This window comes from Pseudomonas sp. P105 (assembly GCF_032614175.1).
Taxonomy (GTDB): domain Bacteria; phylum Pseudomonadota; class Gammaproteobacteria; order Pseudomonadales; family Pseudomonadaceae; genus Aquipseudomonas; species Aquipseudomonas rhizophila.
Genome location: NZ_CP126693.1, coordinates 3,628,924 through 3,646,102, shown reverse-complemented (window position 1 = coordinate 3,646,102; position 17,179 = coordinate 3,628,924). Strand labels below are relative to the sequence as shown.

Genomic DNA, 17,179 nt, shown 5'->3' with positions numbered 1-17,179 from the left:
CTGCGCGGGCGCGGCGTCGCTCGCTAGCTTTGGGAATTGGGTTTGGTCTTGAGTTTGCCCAGCAGCTTGTCCAGGGACTTCTGGTTCAGCGCCTTGGCCAGCGGGAAATCCGCTGGCATCAGCGAACCGGCCTGCGGGTCGAGGCAGTGCTCGACCAGCGCCTGCAAGTGTTCCAGCAGACGAGCGGGCAAACGGCTGTCGGCGTTCGGCGTGACGCTGTGCCATTCGACACGCAACACGCCGTCCTCCAGCCAGGCCACTACTTCACGGGCATGGGTCACTCGGTTCACCGGGGCCACCTCCGGCGGCGGGGTCAGGCTGCTGGCGCGTAACCAGCCCTCTGGCGTTTGCTCATGCCCCAGGTAGTTGAACAGCACATCACCGTGGCTGGCCGGCAACTCGCCGCGCTGACGCAGCAAGCCGTAGCCAAGGCCTTGGCCGGGTACGTCACGCAAGGCTTGCTTGGCGTTGCGCACCTGCTCGCCCGCGGCACCGTGGGCGTTCACCCGCAGTGGGTACAGCGTGGTGAACCAGCCGACGGTGCGGCCGACGTCCAGCCCGGCAAACGGTGCGTCACGTCCGTGGCGCTCAAGGTCCACCACGATATCGCTGCGCTGTTCGACCTCGGCCAGGGTCGCGGCGAGGGCGGCGATCAGCAGTTCTTCCGGTTGCGTGCGGTACGCCGCGTGGGACTCGGTCAGCCATTGCTGCGTGCGGCTGGCATCCCAGCAGGCCGCCAGTGTCTGGCGCTCGGCGACCGTGGCCATTGGCGGCCGGTTCGTGCCGACCTGGGCACTCCAGTAGCGATGCTCGGTAGCAGCCTTCGCGGCATGGGCTTGCAGGTGTTCGGCCCATTGACGATACGAGGTGGTTTTTGCCGGCAACGCCGCGCTTTCGCCACGTTCCAGGGCGGGGTACAGCTGTTGGAAGTCTTCCAGCAGCGGCGTCCAGGACACCGCATCGACCACCAGGTGATGGGCCACCAGGTACAGGCGCTGCGGCGTGCCCTCCAACAGGGCTGCGGCAAACAACGGGCCGTGTTGCAGGTCCAGGCTCTGCGCGACGTGCAGCAGTTGTTCCGGGCGCTCGCAGCGGGTCAGTTTGGCCGGGGCCACCGGCGCGATGTGCGCCTGCCATTGCCCGTCGATGTTGCTGAAACGCAAGCGCAGGGCGTCGTGGTGGGCCACCAGCCGGTCCAGCGTGGCTTGCACGATGGCCGGTTCCAGGCGACGGTCGCTGTCGGCCAGAACCGATTGGTTCCAGTGGGCGGCCTGGACCTGCTGCTGGTCGAAGAACCACTGGTGCAACGGCATCAGCGGCATTGGCCCGGTCACGTCGCCTTGCTCGGCCTGGGTCAACAGAGTCGTGGTCACGTGGGCCAGCGCCGCCGGGGTCGGCGAACGGAACAGGTCCCGTGGCGTGAGCGAATAGCCCTGTTCACGCAGGCGCGAGATCAGTTTCAGGCCGAGGATCGAGTCACCACCCAGGGCAAAGAAACTGTCCGAGGTGCCGACTTCACGGCCGCCGGTCAAGGTGTCGCCGAGCAGTTCGCCGAACAACTGGCAGAGCAGGCGTTCCAGCTCGTTGCGCGGTGCCGCGTAGTCTTTCTGGGTGCTTGGCAGGGGCAGGGCAGCCAGGGCCTTGCGGTCGATCTTGCCGTTGGTGCTCAGGGGCAGGGCCGGGATTTGCACCCACACCGCCGGCACCATGTACGCCGGCAGTTCGGCCGCAAGCTGGGTGTCGAGGTCCGACTGCGCGGTGCTACTGCTGTAGAACGCCACCAGGCGGTTGTCGATGACCAGGGTGCAGGCGCCGGTGATGGCCGGCAGGTTAAGCAGCGCTGAGTCGATTTCCCCCAGCTCGATGCGCTGGCCGCGCAATTTCACCTGATGGTCGAGACGCCCCAGGTACTCGATGTTGCCATCAGCCAGGAAGCGGCAACGGTCACCGGTGCGGTACAGGCGATCACCGGCCACGAATGGACTGGTGAGGAAGCGTTCCTCGGTCAGGTCCGGGCGTTTCAGATAACCCCGGGCCACGCCAACGCCACCGATGTACAGCTCGCCGATGCTGCCAATCGGCAACGGTTGCATGGCCTCGTCGAGGATGTACAAACGCAGGTTGGCAATGGGCTTGCCGATCGGCACGATCACGTCGTTGGCCGAGCAACGCCAGACCGAGACGTCGATGGCCGCTTCGGTCGGGCCGTACAGGTTGATCAGGGCCGCTGGGTGCTGGCCCATGAAACGCCGCACCAGATCCACCGGCAGGGCTTCACCGCTGGCGAACACCTGGCGCAGGCTATGGCAGTTGATCAGGCTCGGTTCTTCGACAAAGGCACGGAGCATCGACGGTACGAAGTGCAAGGTCGTGACCCGCTCCTGCTGGATCAACTGACTGAGATAGGCCGGGTCGCGATGCCCGTCCGGGCGGGCGACCACCAGGGTCGCGCCGGTGATCAGCGGCCAGAAGAACTCCCACACCGACACGTCGAAGCTGTACGGGGTCTTTTGCAGAACACGGTCGTTCGGGCCAATCGGGAAGGCGTCCTGCATCCAGTGCAGGCGGTTCATCAAGGCGCCGTGTTCGTTCATCACGCCTTTGGGTTGGCCGGTGGAACCGGAGGTGTAGAGCACGTAGGCCAGGTCGTGAGCTTCAACGCTGATCGGCTCGAACGCTGGGGCCTGGGGCAGAGTGTCGAGGGTCCAGGCCTGATGCCCGGCGGGCAGGCGCGCCAGCCACTGCGCCTGGGTCAAGGTGACCTTGGCATCGGCGTCTTCGATCAGGAACGCCAGGCGTGCAGCCGGCAATTCCGGGTCCAGCGGCAACCACGCGGCGCCGGCATGGACGATGCCGAGCAAGGCCACGACCATCTCCACCGAACGCTCCATGCACAGCGGCACGATGCTGTCGGTGCCTACACCGGCGGCGCGCAGGGCCCGGGCAACGGTTTGCGCCCGTTGATCCAGTTCGGCATAGCTCAGGCGCTGGCCTTCGAACACCAGCGCTGGGGCGTTGGGGCTCAGAGCTGCCTGTTGACTGAGCGCGGTGTGCAGGTTGGTCGGGCCGCTGTAGTGACGTTCGGTGGCGTTCCAGCGATCCAGTTGCTGCTGATCCTGCTGTTGCGGGAACAGTTCGACCAGCGTGCGCCCAGGGGTTGCCACCAAGGCATCAAGCAGCGCACACCACTGCGCGCTCCAGCGTTGCATCGTCGTTTCGTCGAACAAGGCCGATTGGTATTCCAGCGCCAGCGTCATGTCGCTGCCATCGTCCTGGACTTCCCAGCTCTGTTCGAACTTGGCGTCGATCACCGGCAGCATCTGCTCTTCGACGTTCAGCCCCGGCCATTGGCTGCTGTCCACCCGGCCATAGTTGAGGGAGAACAGCACCTGGAACAGCGGTGTACGGTTCAGGTCGCGGTTTTGCGCGACAGCACCGACCAGGGTGGCGAAGGGCAGGTCGGCATGGGCCTGGGCTGCGCGCAGGTCGGCCTCAAGGCTGGTGAGCAATTGCTCGGCCGGAGCCCGTTGGTCGACGTCGCTGCGGATCACCAGGGTGTTGACCAGACAGGCCAGCAGTGTCTGGGCTTGCGGTTGATCACGCTGGTCCGCCGGGGTGCCGAAGCGAATCTCCCGTTGACCGCTGTAACGCGCCAGCAGCGCGCTCAAGGCCGTGGCGAGCACCACATAGGTGGTGGTGCCGCGCTGACGGGCGAACTGACGGATGGCTTCGGCGCGCTGGGTGCCGAGACGGAGGGTCAGTTGCCGAGCGCGACGATCTGCTTCGGCGCCACGCGGATGGTCGATGGGCAGGTCGAGTTGGTAGTCTTCCTGGCCCAGGTGGTTTTTCCAGTAGTCCAGGCTGTCACTGCGTCGGGCCTGGGTGTCCGGGTGCTGTTGCCACAGGGCGAAATCGACGTAGTCGATCTCCAGCGGCGTCCAGGCCGGCGACTGCCCGTTGAGGCCGGCGGCGTAGGCCTGGGTCAGTTCGTCGATGAGCAACTGCATGGCCCAACCGTCGGTGGCACTGTGGTGCAGGCACACCAGCAGCAGGTTTTCGTCGCTGCCCTGACGTTGCAGCAGATGCGCGCGCCAAGGTGCGGCGGCGGCCAGGTCGAACGCTGTCATCAGTTCGTCCTGGGCGTTGGCGCAGGCCGAGGCCCAGTCCTGGGTCGCGACTTCAGTGACCGCGAGCGCCGGTCCGTGGTCGTCGATCAGCAATTGCGGCTCGCCGTCGACTTCGACAATCCGGCTGCGCAGCACCAGATGGCGCTGGCTGAGCTGCTCAAAGGCCTCGCGCAAGACCTGGACCTGCAGCTCACCGCGCAAGGTCAGGGCAAACGGCATGTGGTACTCGCGGGATTCCGGCACCAGGCGACTGAGCATCCAGAATCGGCGCTGGGCCAGACCCAGGGGCAATTGCGCCGGGCGCGGTTGTGCGCTGATCGACTCACCGGGCATGGCCGCGCGCAGATGCTCGGCCAGGGCCGCGACCGTCGGTTGGGCGAACACCAGCGGCAAGGGCAGGGAAACCCCAAGGCGCTCACGGACCCGACTGACCAGGCGGGTGGCCAGCAAGGAGTGGCCGCCGAGTTGGAAGAAGTGATCTTCGATGCCGACTGGCGAACAACCCAGCACTTCGCCGAACAGTTCGCAGAGTACGCTTTCAGTGGCGTTGCGCGGTGCTGTGCGCGGCTGGTCGCTTTGGCTCTGTGGCAGCGGCGTGGCGGCCAATGCCTTGCGGTCGAGCTTGCCGTTGCTGTTGAGCGGCAGGCTGTCGAGCTGCACGAACAGGCTGGGCTGCATGTGCGCGGGCAGGCTGTCGCTCAACTCGGCACGCAGGGTCGCCTCATCGGCGTCTCCGCACCAGAAACTCACCAGGCGCTGGTCGAGCAACAAGGTAGCGGCATCGCGAACACCGGCCTGCGCGAGCAGTGCGGCGTCGATTTCCCCCAGCTCGATGCGCTGGCCGCGCAACTTCACCTGATGGTCGAGACGCCCCAGGTACTCGATGTTGCCATCGGCCAGGAAGCGGCAACGGTCGCCCGTGCGGTACAGGCGGTCACCGGCCACGAATGGACTGGCGAGGAAGCGTTCCTCGGTCAGGTCCGGACGTTTCAAGTAACCACGGGCCACGCCGACGCCACCGATGTACAGCTCGCCGATGCTGCCAATCGGCAACGGTTGCATGGCCTCGTCGAGGATGTACAAGCGCAGGTTGGCGATGGGCTTGCCGATCGGCACGATCACGTCGTTGGCCGAGCAACGCCAGACCGAGACGTCGATGGCCGCTTCGGTCGGGCCGTACAGGTTGATCAGGGCCGCTGGGTGCTGGCCCATGAAACGCCGCACCAGATCCACCGGCAGGGCTTCACCGCTGGCGAACACCTGGCGCAGGCTATGGCAGTTGATCAGGCTCGGTTCTTCGACAAAGGCACGGAGCATCGACGGTACGAAGTGCAAGGTCGTGACCCGCTCCTGCTGGATCAACTGACTGAGATAGGCCGGGTCGCGATGCCCGTCCGGGCGGGCGACCACCAGGGTCGCGCCGGTGATCAGCGGCCAGAAGAACTCCCACACCGACACGTCGAAGCTGTACGGGGTCTTTTGCAGAACACGGTCGTTCGGGCCAATCGGGAAGGCGTCCTGCATCCAGTGCAGGCGGTTCATCAAGGCGCCGTGTTCGTTCATCACGCCTTTGGGTTGGCCGGTGGAACCGGAGGTGTAGAGCACGTAGGCCAGGTCATGAGCTTCGACGTTGATCGGCTCGAACGCTGGGGCCTGGGGCAGGGCGTCGAGGGTCCAGGCCTGATGCCCGGCGGGCAGGCGCGCCAGCCACTGCGCCTGGGTCAAGGTGACCTTGGCATCGGCGTCTTCGATCAGGAACGCCAGGCGTGCAGCCGGCAATTCCGGGTCCAGCGGCAACCACGCGGCGCCGGCATGGACGATGCCGAGCAAGGCCACAACCATTTCCACCGAACGCTCCATGCACAGCGGCACGATGCTGTCGCTGCCCACGCCGGCCGCACGCAGGGCCCGGGCAACGGTTTGCGCCCGTTGATCCAGCTCGGCATAGCTCAGGCGCTGGCCTTCGAACACCAATGCCGGGGCGTTAGGGCTCAGGGCGGCTTGTTGACTGAGCGCGGTGTGCAGGTCGGTCGGGCCGCTGTAGTTGCGCTCGGTGGCGTTCCATTCGACCAGTTGACGCTGACGTTCTGCCGCTGGCAACGGTGACCAGTCGCCGAGACGGGTCTGTGGTGCTTCGAGCATGGTTTCCAGCAGTTGTTGCCATTGTTCCAGCCAACGCCGGGCCGTGGTTTCGCTGAACAGCGCGGCGCGGTACTCCAGCAACACAGACAGCACCTCGCCGTCGTGCACTTCCCAGTTCAGGTCGTACTTGGTGGCCTGGGCGGTCACCGCCCGTTCGCTGACCTGCAACTGCGGCCATGGCTGGCTCGACGAATCGGCGTTCTGCATGGCGAACAGCACTTGGAAGAGCGGCGTCTGGCCGAGGCTGCGCGAAGGTTTCAGGTGTTCCACGACCTGGTCGAACGGCACGTCCTGATGCTGCTGGGCATCCAGCACACGGTTGCGCACCTGGCCCAGCAAACCTTCGAAATCCAGCGTCGGATCCAGATCGGCGCGCATGACCACGGTGTTGACGAAGCAGCCGATCAGCGGTTGCAGCTCGGCGAATGGACGCTGGGCCACCGGGCTGCCGACCCGTACGTCGCGCTGGTTGGCGTAGCGCCCCAAGAGCAACTGCGCCGCACCGAGCATGAGCATGTACAGCGTGGCGCCGCGTTGCTGGGCGAACTGCCGCAGGCGTGCCACCAGGGCAGACGGCAATTGCAGTTGCACTGCGCCGGCCGCTGGGGCGAGCTGGTTCGGACGGCCCTGTTCGGTCGGCAGGTCCAGCAGGTAGTCGCCGTCCTCCAGTTGGTTGCGCCAGTATTCCAGTTGGCTGCTGAACATGGTCTGTTGACTGGGCTCGCGCTGCCAGAGGGCATAATCGGGGTATTGCAGCGCCAGCGCCGGCAGTGCCGCCGGAGTGCCCTGGCACTGGGCGGTGTAGAACTGTCGCAGCTCATCCAGCAGGTTCTGGCTGGAGGCGTCATCGGTGGCGCAGTGGTGCAGGCTGAGCAACAGCAGCGACTGGGCGCCGCCGCTGCGTTGCAGCAGTGTGGCACGCACGGGCACTTCGGCGGCGAGGTCGAAACGGCGGCCAGTTTGCGCGTGGATCGCCGCGTCGGTCAGTTGTTGCCACTGCTCGTCGCTGGCGGCCTGCAGTGGCGTGACTTGCAAGGTGATAGCGACTTGCGGTTCGACGATCAGCGCCAACTCACCGTCGCTGTCGCGCACGATGCGGCTGCGCAGGATTTCGTGGCGTTGGACCACATTGTTCAGGGCCATTTGCAGGGCCTGGACATCGAGTTCGCCGTCCAGTTGCACGGCGCTGACCACGTTGTATTCACCACCGCCGGCGCTCAGTTGTTCGAGGAACCACAGGCGTTGCTGTTCGAACGACAGCGGCAGGCGTACCGGACGTGCCGGTGCAGCGAAGGTCGCCGCCGGGGCTTGCAGGGGATCGCCCAGCAGCGCGGCCAAGGCTTCAAGGGTTGGGTGTTCAAATACCGAGCGCAACGGTGGCACGCTGGTGAACTGTTGACGCAGGCGGGCAAACAGCGCCGCCGCCAGCAGCGAGTGGCCGCCGAGGTAGAAGAAGTGGCTGTCACGGCCGATCTGCGACGACGGCACGTTCAGCAACTCGGCCCACAGGGCGGCCAGTTGCTGTTCGGCGGCGCTGCGCGGTGGCTGCAGAGCGTCTGGCGCGGCTTGGATGTCCGGGGCCGGCAAAGCCTTGCGGTTGAGTTTGCCGTTGTCGGTCAGCGGCAACTCATCGAGCAGCACGAATGCCGAGGGCACCATGTAGTCGGGCAGGGCGGCGCCAATGGCTTTGCGCCAGGCGTGAATATCGGCCTGCTGGTCGCAGGTCACGTAGGCCACCAGGCGCTTGTCGCCGGGCACGTCTTCACGGGCCAATACCACGGCCTGGCGCACGCCCGGTTGGGCGCCGATCAGGGTTTCAATTTCTCCCAGTTCGACGCGGAAGCCACGAATCTTCACTTGATGATCCATGCGTCCCAGGTATTCGAGCTGGCCGTCGGGCAGCCAGCGCACCAGGTCGCCGGACTTGTACATCCGCGCGCCGGGCTGCGACGAGAACGGGTCTTCGATGAACACCTTCGCGGTCTGCTCGGCACGGTTGAGGTAGCCCAGGGTCACGCCGGCACCGCCGATGTGCAGTTCCCCCGGGACGCCCACCGGCATCGGGTTGAGGAAAGCATCGAGCACGTAAGTGCGCACGTTGGCGATCGGCCGGCCAATGATCGGCCGCAGCGGGAAGTCATCCACCGCGCAACCGGTTGCATCGACCGTGCATTCGGTTGGGCCGTAGGTGTTGAAGAAGCGGCTGCCGGCAATCGACGGCAAGCGCTGCCATAGCTGCGCATCCACCGCATCGCCACCGAACAGCACGAAGCGCGGCAGGTACACCTCGCCACGACGAACGCCGTCACTTTCAAGCAAGGCCTTGAGCTGTGCGGGGGTGCACTCGAAGGCTTCCAGACGGGTGTTGCGGAAGAACCCAGCCAAGGCCTCGGGGTCGTAGCGCACGTCTTCCGGGGTCAGGTACAGGCTGTGGCCGTCGAGCAGCAGGATCAGCTCGGCCACCGAGCTGTCGAAGGCGAACGAGTAGTTGAAGCTGGTGCGCATCGGCTGGTCGGTGTAGCGGCGATACAAGCCATGGATGCGCGCCCAGGCCAGGTTGACCACCGAGCCATTGGTCACCAGGGTGCCCTTGGGCTTACCGGTCGAGCCGGAGGTGTACATGATGTAGGCCAGGTCTTGCGGGCCGGCGAGCGGGGCAGGGTTGCTGTCCGGCTGGTTGGCGAACAGTGCTGCGTCGCTGTCCAGGCGCAAGCGTGGCAGTTCGGCGCCCAGCTGTTCCAGCAAACCCTGCTGGCCGAGGAACAGTGCCGGCTGCGCGTCTTCAAGCATATACGCCAGGCGATCCACCGGGTAGGTCGGGTCCAGCGGTACATAAGCGCCGCCGGACTTGAGAATGCCCAGCAGGCCGACCAGCAGTTCCAGCGAACGCTCGACACACAGCGCCACCGGGCGGTTGGCACCGACACCACAGCTGCGCAGGTAATGCGCCACCTGGTTGGCGCGCCGATTCAGTTCGCCGTAGCTCAGGCTGCGGCCTTCGAAACACAGGGCGTCGCGTTCCGGGGTGCGCTCGGCCTGTTGTTCAAACAACTGGGCAAAGGTCAGGTGCGTCGGCACCTGCATCTCGGTGCGGTTCCACTCGACCACGGTGCGTTGCCACTCCGCGTCCATTAGCAGCGGCAAGGCGGCGACCGGGCGCTGTGGCTCGGCGAGCATGTGTTCGAGCAGATGCTCCAGGCGCGCGAGAGTCTGGTGGGCGCTGTCGGCGACGAACAGGTCTAGGGCGAACATCAGCTCCAGCTGGATCGGCGCATTGGCCGGGCACAGCACGTGCAAGTCCAAGTCGCATTCGGAGTGCCGCAGCGGCGTGTCCAGGGCTTCGAATTCCAGCCCGGGGAAGCGCAACCGCGACTCCATGGCCAGTTGCTGGGCGACCATCACCTGGTACAGCGGTGCATGGCTGAGGCTGCGTGGCAGTTGCAGGCTGTCGACCAATTGTTCGAACGGCAGGTCCTGATGCAGCAAGCCATTGCGCATACGCTCGGCCACTTGTTTGACCAGGGCGGTGAAGTCGGCTTGCGGCTCGAAGTCGGCGCGGATCGCCAGGTTGTTCAGCAAGATGCCCAGCAGGCCTTCGGTGCCCGGCTGTTCCCGGTGGGTGACCGGGGTGCCGACCAGTACCGTGGCGTCGCCGCTCAAACGGTGCATCAGCACGGCAAAACCGGCGAACAGGACGGTGAACGGCGTGGTGCCGAGGCGACTGGCAAAGGCTTGCACTCGACCACTGAGGTCGGCGCTGAGTTCACGCTGCACGATCCCGGCGCGGTAGCTTTGCACCGACGGCCGAGGATGATCGGTGGGCAAGGCCAGCAGCGGGCTGGCGTCGCTGTCGCGACGGTCCAGGGTGGTGGTCCAGTAATCGAGTTGGCGCTTGAGTTCCGCGCCTTGCAGGTGTTCGCGCTGCCAGAGGGCGAAGTCAGCGTATTGCAGTGGCAGGGCCGGCAGGGCGGCGGGCGCGCCGTTGCAACGGGCTTCATAACCCAGGGCCAGCTCGCGCAGGGCGATGGTGGCCGACCAGGCGTCCGAGACCAGGTGATGCAGGGCGATGCCGAGCACATGCTCGTCCGGCGCCAGGCGCAGCAAGCGCGCCCGCAGCAACGGAGGGCAGGTCAGGTCGAACGGTTGCTCGAAGGTGTCTTGCAAGGCATTGAACTGCGCGCCGGCGCGGGCGGTGGCGGTCAGGCTCGACAAGTCTTCGAAGGGCAGCGAGATGTCCAGCGTTGGGCTGATGCGCTGGCAGGGCACGCCGTTGTTATTGTGGATGCCGGTACGCAGGATTTCGTGGCGCACCAGCAGATCGTTCAGGCTGGCGTGCAGCGCCTGGACGTTGAGTTCACCCTTGAGGTGCAGGGCGAACGGGATGTTGAACAGGGTGGTGCCCGGCGTCAGTTGTTCGATGAACCACAGACGCTGTTGCGAGAACGACAGCGGTAGCAGCGGCGGACGAGGCTGGGCCTTGGGCACGCTGAGCGCGTTGGCGTGTGGTGCGGCGGCCTCGGCCTGGCGGGCGGCGATGGCTTTGGCCAGCAAGGCCACGGTCGGCTGTTCGAACAACACCCGCAACGGCAGGTCGAGCTTGAATTGGGTGCGCAGGCGGGCCACGATCTGGGTCGCCAGTAGTGAATGCCCACCGAGGGTGAAGAAGTTGTCTTCCACGCCTACTGTGTCGCGCCCCAGGACCTCGGCCCAGACAGACGCCACGCTGGTTTCCAGCGCGTTGCGCGGGGCGATGCTGTGCTGGGTGTCGGCCTGCCAGTCCAGCTCACGGGCGGCGAGGGCTTTGCGATCGACCTTGCCGTTGTTGTTCAGGGGCAGCTTGTCCAGGCAGACGAAGGCCGCCGGCACCATGTACGGCGGCAGTTGCGCGCGCAGGTGCTCGCTCAGGTCGTCGCTGCCCAGGGCCTGGTCATGGGCCGCCCAGTACGCCACCAGCCAGGCTTCGCCGACGGTGTTTTCCCGCAGCAGGACCGCGGCTTCCCGCACGTTCGGGTGCTGCGCGAGACGGTGTTCGATTTCCGTCAGCTCGATCCGGTGCCCGCGCAGTTTGACCTGCTGGTCGCGGCGGCCGAGGTATTCGATCACCCCGTCTGCACGCCAGCGCCCCAGGTCACCGGTGCGGTACAGGCGACCTTCGAGTTGAGGATGGTCGATAAAGGCGTCAGCGGTGCGTTGCGGGTCGTGCAGATAGCCGCGGCCGACGCCGACGCCCCCGACACAAATTTCCCCGGCCACGCCGACCGGCACCGGGCGCAGGGCTTCGTCCAGCACATACAGGCGGTTGTTGGCGGTCGGCTGGCCGATGGGCATGTGGCTGACTTCGGCCCCCGGTGCTTCGAAAATCGGCTGGAAGGCCACGTCGTCGGCGCATTCAGCCGGCCCGTAGGCGTTCATCAAGGCAATGTCGGGGAACCGGGCGAACCAGTCGCGGGCCACGGTCGGCGGCAGGGCTTCACCGGTGGGCAGTACCCAGCGCAGGTCCGGCAGTTGCAAATCGCACGGGCACAGCGCGAGCAAGGTGCGCATCAGGCTCGGGACGATTTCCAGCACGTTCAGGCGCTCGCTGGCGAGCACTTGCAGCAGGCGTTGCGGGTCGTGGGCGACCTCATCCGGGAGAATGTGCACGGTGGCACCGAGCACCGGCGCGGCGAGGAACTGCCACACCGAAATGTCGAACGCCACCGAGGCGGTCTGGGGAATCCGGTCGGCGGCGCTGAGGCCCAGGGCCGGTACTTTGCCGAAGATGTTGTTGAGCATGCCGCGCTGTTCGATCATCACACCCTTCGGAGTGCCGGTCGAACCGGAGGTGAACAGCACGTAGGCCAGGCTGTCCGGACCGGCGAGCACCGGCAGAGGCGCGTCGTTGCCCGACGTCCAGCAGGCCTCGGCGAACAGCGCCTCAGGCCCCCGGTCGAGGCCGCTGAGCAGTTGATCGAGCAGGCCGCTGCAGGCTTCGCTCGCCACCAGCAGAGGCGCGCGGGATAGCCCGAGGATTTCCCGCAGGCGCTCGGGCGGGTGATTGACCTCAAGGGGCAGCATCGCTGCGCCCGCCTTGAACACGGCCAGCATCATGGTCAACAGCGCCAGGCCACGAGGGGCCACCAGCGCGACCAGTTGATCTGCACCGGCGCCGGCCTCGCGCAGGGCATGAGCCAGGCGCGTGGAACGCAGGTCCAGCTCGGCGTAGGTCAGTGACTCACCGGCGCAGATCGCGGCGACCTGATCACCGCGCTGGGCGACCTGGGCGGCAAACAGCTCGGCGTAGCTTTGATCCAGCGGGAAATCGTGGCGGTTGAGTGCCCACTCGCCCAGCAACTGTTGGCGCTCCTCGGCGGCCAGCAGTTCGAAGCTGGCCAACGGCGCGTCGGGGGCGGCGAGCATGCTGCGCACCAGGTTGGCGATGTGGCCCAGCAGGCGCTGCACGGTGGCAGCCTCGAAACGTTCGCGGTCATAGGACACGCGGATGCCCAGCTGTTCCCCCGGCAGGATCACCACGGTCAAGCCGTAGTGGGTGTGCACGCTGTGGTCCATGCCTTCGAGGCTGAACTGGAAGCCGCCTTCGAGGATCTGTTCGTCGATGGGCGCGTTTTCGAATACCAGGATGCTGTCGAACAGGGTCTCGCCCCGGGGGAAATCGCTCCAGCCCTGGATGTCGGTCAACGGCGTGTGCTCGAAGTCACGCATGTCGACGTTGAGCTTTTGCAGGTCGCCCAGCCAATTGCCGAGCGTGGCATTCGGGTCCACCGACACCCGCAGTGGCAGGGTGTTGATGAACAGGCCGATCATTTGCGCGACGCCGGTCAGGTCGGCCGGACGCCCGGCCACGGTGACGCCGAAGACCACGTCCTGTTGCCCGCTGTAGCGCGCCAGCAGCAGTGACCAGACGCCCTGGAAAAACGTGTTCGGGGTGATCCGCCGATTGCGGCAGAACGCCGCCAGCGCCTGGGTTTCCTGCTCGTTCAGGTGAATCAGTTGGTCGTCCACCAGCACCGCATCGGTGTAGCGGTCGCGGGTCACGCCGTTGTCCACGGTCAGTGGTGTGGGCGCGTTTAGCCCTTGCAACTGGCCGCGCCAGAATTGCTCGGCCTTGCCCGCATCCTGGCGTTGCAGCCACTGGATGTAATCGCGAAACGGCCGAGGGCTTTTCAGCTCTGGCGTGCGGTCGTTGCACAGTGCTTCGTAGACTTTGAGGAAGTCCACGGTCACCAGGGAAATGCACCAGGCGTCCATCAGGATGTGGTGGAAGCTGCGAATGAATTCGTAGGACTCGTCAGCCAGGCGCACCAGTCGAAAGCGAATCAGCGGTGGCTTGGACAGGTTGAAGCCGACTTTCTGCTCGTCTTCCAGCAGGGTGCGGATCCGTGCTTCCTGCTCATGGGGGGCGAGCCCGCGCAAATCGAGGGTGTCCAGCGGTACCTTGACCTGACGATGGATCACCTGCACCGGTTGCTTCTGGCTTTTCCACTGGAAGCTGGCGCGCAGGGAAGGGTGCAGCGCTACCACCTGGCGCCACGATTCGAGGAACGCGCCTTCATCGATGGCCCCGCCGATGCGGTAGCGATCCTGCATCAGGTAGACACCGGAGTCTTCGTGCAGCAGGGAGTGGAACAGCATCCCTTGTTGCAGCGGCGACAGCGGGTAAATGTCTTCGATCGGGTTGCCGGTGGTTTTTTCGCTGGTCATTGAAAGGGTCCTGCGTAAATAGGGGCGACGGTGGTGGCGTGGTGACGAGAAGAACCGCTCACAGGTTGGCCTCGTCCAGTTCGGCCATCAGCGCTTGCATTTCGTCATCGGACAGGCCCGAGGCGCTGAATTCGGTGCTGTCGGCTTGCGGCTCGGCGGCGCTCGGATGCAGCGGTTGCGCGACCTCGGCCATGGCCGCGACGGTCTGGCGTTCGAAGACTTGCTTGGCCGACAGCGCGATGCCTTGCTCATGGGCCTGGGCCACCACTTGCAGGCTCAGGATCGAGTCGCCGCCGATGGCGAAAAAGTTGTCGGTGACACTCACTGTCGAGAGTTTCAAGACCTTGGCGACGATGGCTTGCAGGGTGGTTTCCATGGCGTTGCGCGGCGCCACGTGGGCGCTTTCGTCGAGCTGCTCCGGGTCGGGCAACTGGCGGGTGTCGAGCTTGCCGTTGGGCGTGCGCGGAAAGCTCGTCAGGGTCAGCACCAGGGCCGGCACCATGTACGACGGCAGACGCTCGCCGAGGAAACGCTTGATCGCCTCCGAGTCCGGTGCGTAGCCGTGGGCGGCCAGGACATAGGCGAGCAAGCGCTTGCCGGCGGCGTGTTCCTGGACGATCACCGCGGCTTCGCGCACATCGCTGTGGCTGCACAATTGGCGTTCGATTTCGCCCAGCTCGATGCGGTAGCCGCGCACCTTGACCTGATGGTCCTTGCGCCCCAGGAATGCCAGGCGCCCGTCGGCTAGCCAGCACGCCAGGTCGCCGGTGCGGTAGGCGCGAGTGCCGTCGGCCAGGGTGACGAAGGCCTTGGCGGTTTCTTCGGGTTTGTGGCGATAGCCGCGGGCCAGGGTGGGGCCGGCGAGGACGATTTCACCCGGTTCGCCAATGCCGCAAGCCGTGTCGAATTCATTCAGCAGGCGCAGGTCCATGCCGGCGATCGGACGGCCGATGCTGACGTTCCGGCTTGGGTCCAACACCTCATAGGTGGCCCAGACGGTGGCCTCAGTGGGACCGTATTCGTTCACCAGATGTGCGCGTGGCAGGGTCTTGCTGTGTTGCGCGATCAGCGATGGTGGGCAAGCCTCACCCGCGACGATCCAGCAGGCCAGGCTGTCGGTTCCCCCGCTGCGCTGCAATTGATCGAGCAGGGCCTGGTACAGCGACGGCAGCGACAGGCCGTGGCTGACCTGGTGCTGGGCAATCAACTGCGCCAGGCGGGCCATCTCCAGCTCTTCGCCTGGGGCGGGCAATACCAGGCGTCCGCCTTGGGCCAGGGTCCAGAAAATCCCGGCGACCGAACTGTCGAAGGCAAACGACGACAACAACAGGTAGGCGCGCACCGGGGTCTCATAGGCCGCCATGCGCACTTGGGTCGAGAAACTCAAGGCGCCGTGGCTGATTTCCACGGCTTTCGGCGCACCGGTAGAGCCGGAGGTGTAGATCAGGTAGGCGAGGTCGTTGGCGTCCGGCAAGGGCAGTGCCGGACAGTCGCCGAGGTCCTGTGTTGTCAGCTCATCCAGCACGAAGCGTTGCAGGTTGGCCGGCACGCTGTCGGCCAGTTCGGCGCTGACCACGATGTGGGCGATGGCGCTGTCGGCGAGCATGTAGGCGCGGCGGTCGGCCGGGTAGGTCGGATCGACGGGCACATAGGCGCCACCGGCTTTCAAGACCGCGAGCATGGCGACAATGGCTGCGTTGCTGCGGGCGAACAGGATGCCGACGGGCACCCCTGGACCGATGCCGGCGGCGACCAGTTGATGGGCCAGTTGCGTGGCGCAGGCGTCGAGGCGGCTGTAGCTCAGGTCACCGTCCTGGTCGCTGAGGGCGATGGCGTTCGGTTGTTGGCGAACCTGACGGGCAATCAATTCCACCAGCGTCACCGGTTCGATGGAGGGTGCGCTCGCGCCGGCGCCGATCAACTGCGCTTGCAGCGCGCCACCCAGGGGCAATTGGGCCCAGCCCCGTTGCGGTTCGGCCAGGGCGCCGTGCAGCAGTTGCAGCCATTGTTCGGCGAGGCAGCCCACAGCGTCGGCGCTGAGGACATGGCGGTCGTAGACAACCTGCGCGTGCAGGCTGTCGGGCAACTGGCGGACGTTCAGGCAAGCCTTCAACGGGTTCATGACCGCACTGGCGTGGCGCTCCCGGGCATCGCCGGAGCGCCAGGCAAAAGCGTATCCGGCGTGGTGGTCGCCGGTGTAATAGTCTTGCCAGCCAATCAGCCGTTCCAGGGTGGCGGCCACTTGCGTGCTTTGCTCCAGCAGAGTCGCCTGGGCATCCAGTTCGATGCTCACGGGCAGGCACTGTTCGAACAGGCCCAGGGTGTTCTCCAGTTCCGCGCCGCGACTTTCATGGATCAGAGTGAGTGGCACCTGTTGCTGGCCGGCCAGTCGTCCCAGGACCGCTGCCCATGCCGCCAGCAGCAGTTCCGGGGTCAGGGCCGGGTGACGGGCGAGGTCGGCCGGCAGCGTCAGCTCCAGTCGGGTCGGCGCAAATCCACCATCGAGGGGCGATTCCAGCGGCAGCTGCAAGGTGGCCTGTTCGGTGTCGCCCGCAGGTTTCCAGAAGCTCACGCCCGGATGATCCGGTGCGTCTTCCACCAGGCTCCAGCGCCATTCGGCGTAATCGGCGTACTGCAGGGTTTCGGACAGGTCCGTGGCAGTGTCTTGCAGCAATGCAGCGGCCAGCCATTTCAGGCTGGCGAGGTCGAAGTGGCTGCTGGCCGCCGCGAGGTCCAGCACGCCTTGCTCATCGGACAGGCGCACCAGGGTCACCCACAGCGGGGTTGTCCAGTCACGGGGCTGGGTGGCGAGCTGAGCCAGTGCGGCGTCCTGGTCGGCGCGGCTGTGCTGGCGCAGGTCCTGGAGGTTCACCGCCAGTGAGCCGGCTTCGTCAATCACCTGCACCGGGTGGCGCAGGCCTGGCACGGGCATCAGGCGTGTGCGCAGGATCTCGCTGCCGGCCACCAGTGCCTGCAGGCGGTTGTTCAGTGCATCGACGTCCAGCGGTTGTGACAGCGACCATTGCAAATGACAGCTGAACGGGTGCTGCGCTGCGCCGTGGGTGTGGGGGTAAACCGATGCCTGTTGCGGGGAAATACGAAAACCTTGAAGTCCGCTCATGTTCATCTCGACTGGAAAAGGGCTTGAGCCTGGATCACCGCACAGACGTCGGGGCTTGCTGGACTCGTGTCAGGCAAGCCGCCTGCGA

The 17,179-nt window shown here is 65.9% G+C and carries 2 protein-coding genes; both read right to left on the bottom strand.

Annotation, left to right across the window (positions count from 1 at the left end):
- Positions 1 to 23 precede the first annotated feature (23 nt).
- Positions 24 to 13,970 (bottom strand): non-ribosomal peptide synthase/polyketide synthase, encoded by a 13,947-nt coding sequence (locus tag QOM08_RS16295; protein ID WP_316911807.1) that lies wholly within the window; start codon positions 13,968 to 13,970, stop codon positions 24 to 26.
- Positions 13,971 to 14,028: 58 nt separating this feature from the next.
- Positions 14,029 to 17,091, bottom strand: coding sequence for an amino acid adenylation domain-containing protein (locus tag QOM08_RS16290; RefSeq protein WP_316911806.1), 3,063 nt, complete (start codon positions 17,089 to 17,091; stop codon positions 14,029 to 14,031).
- Positions 17,092 to 17,179 lie beyond the last annotated feature (88 nt).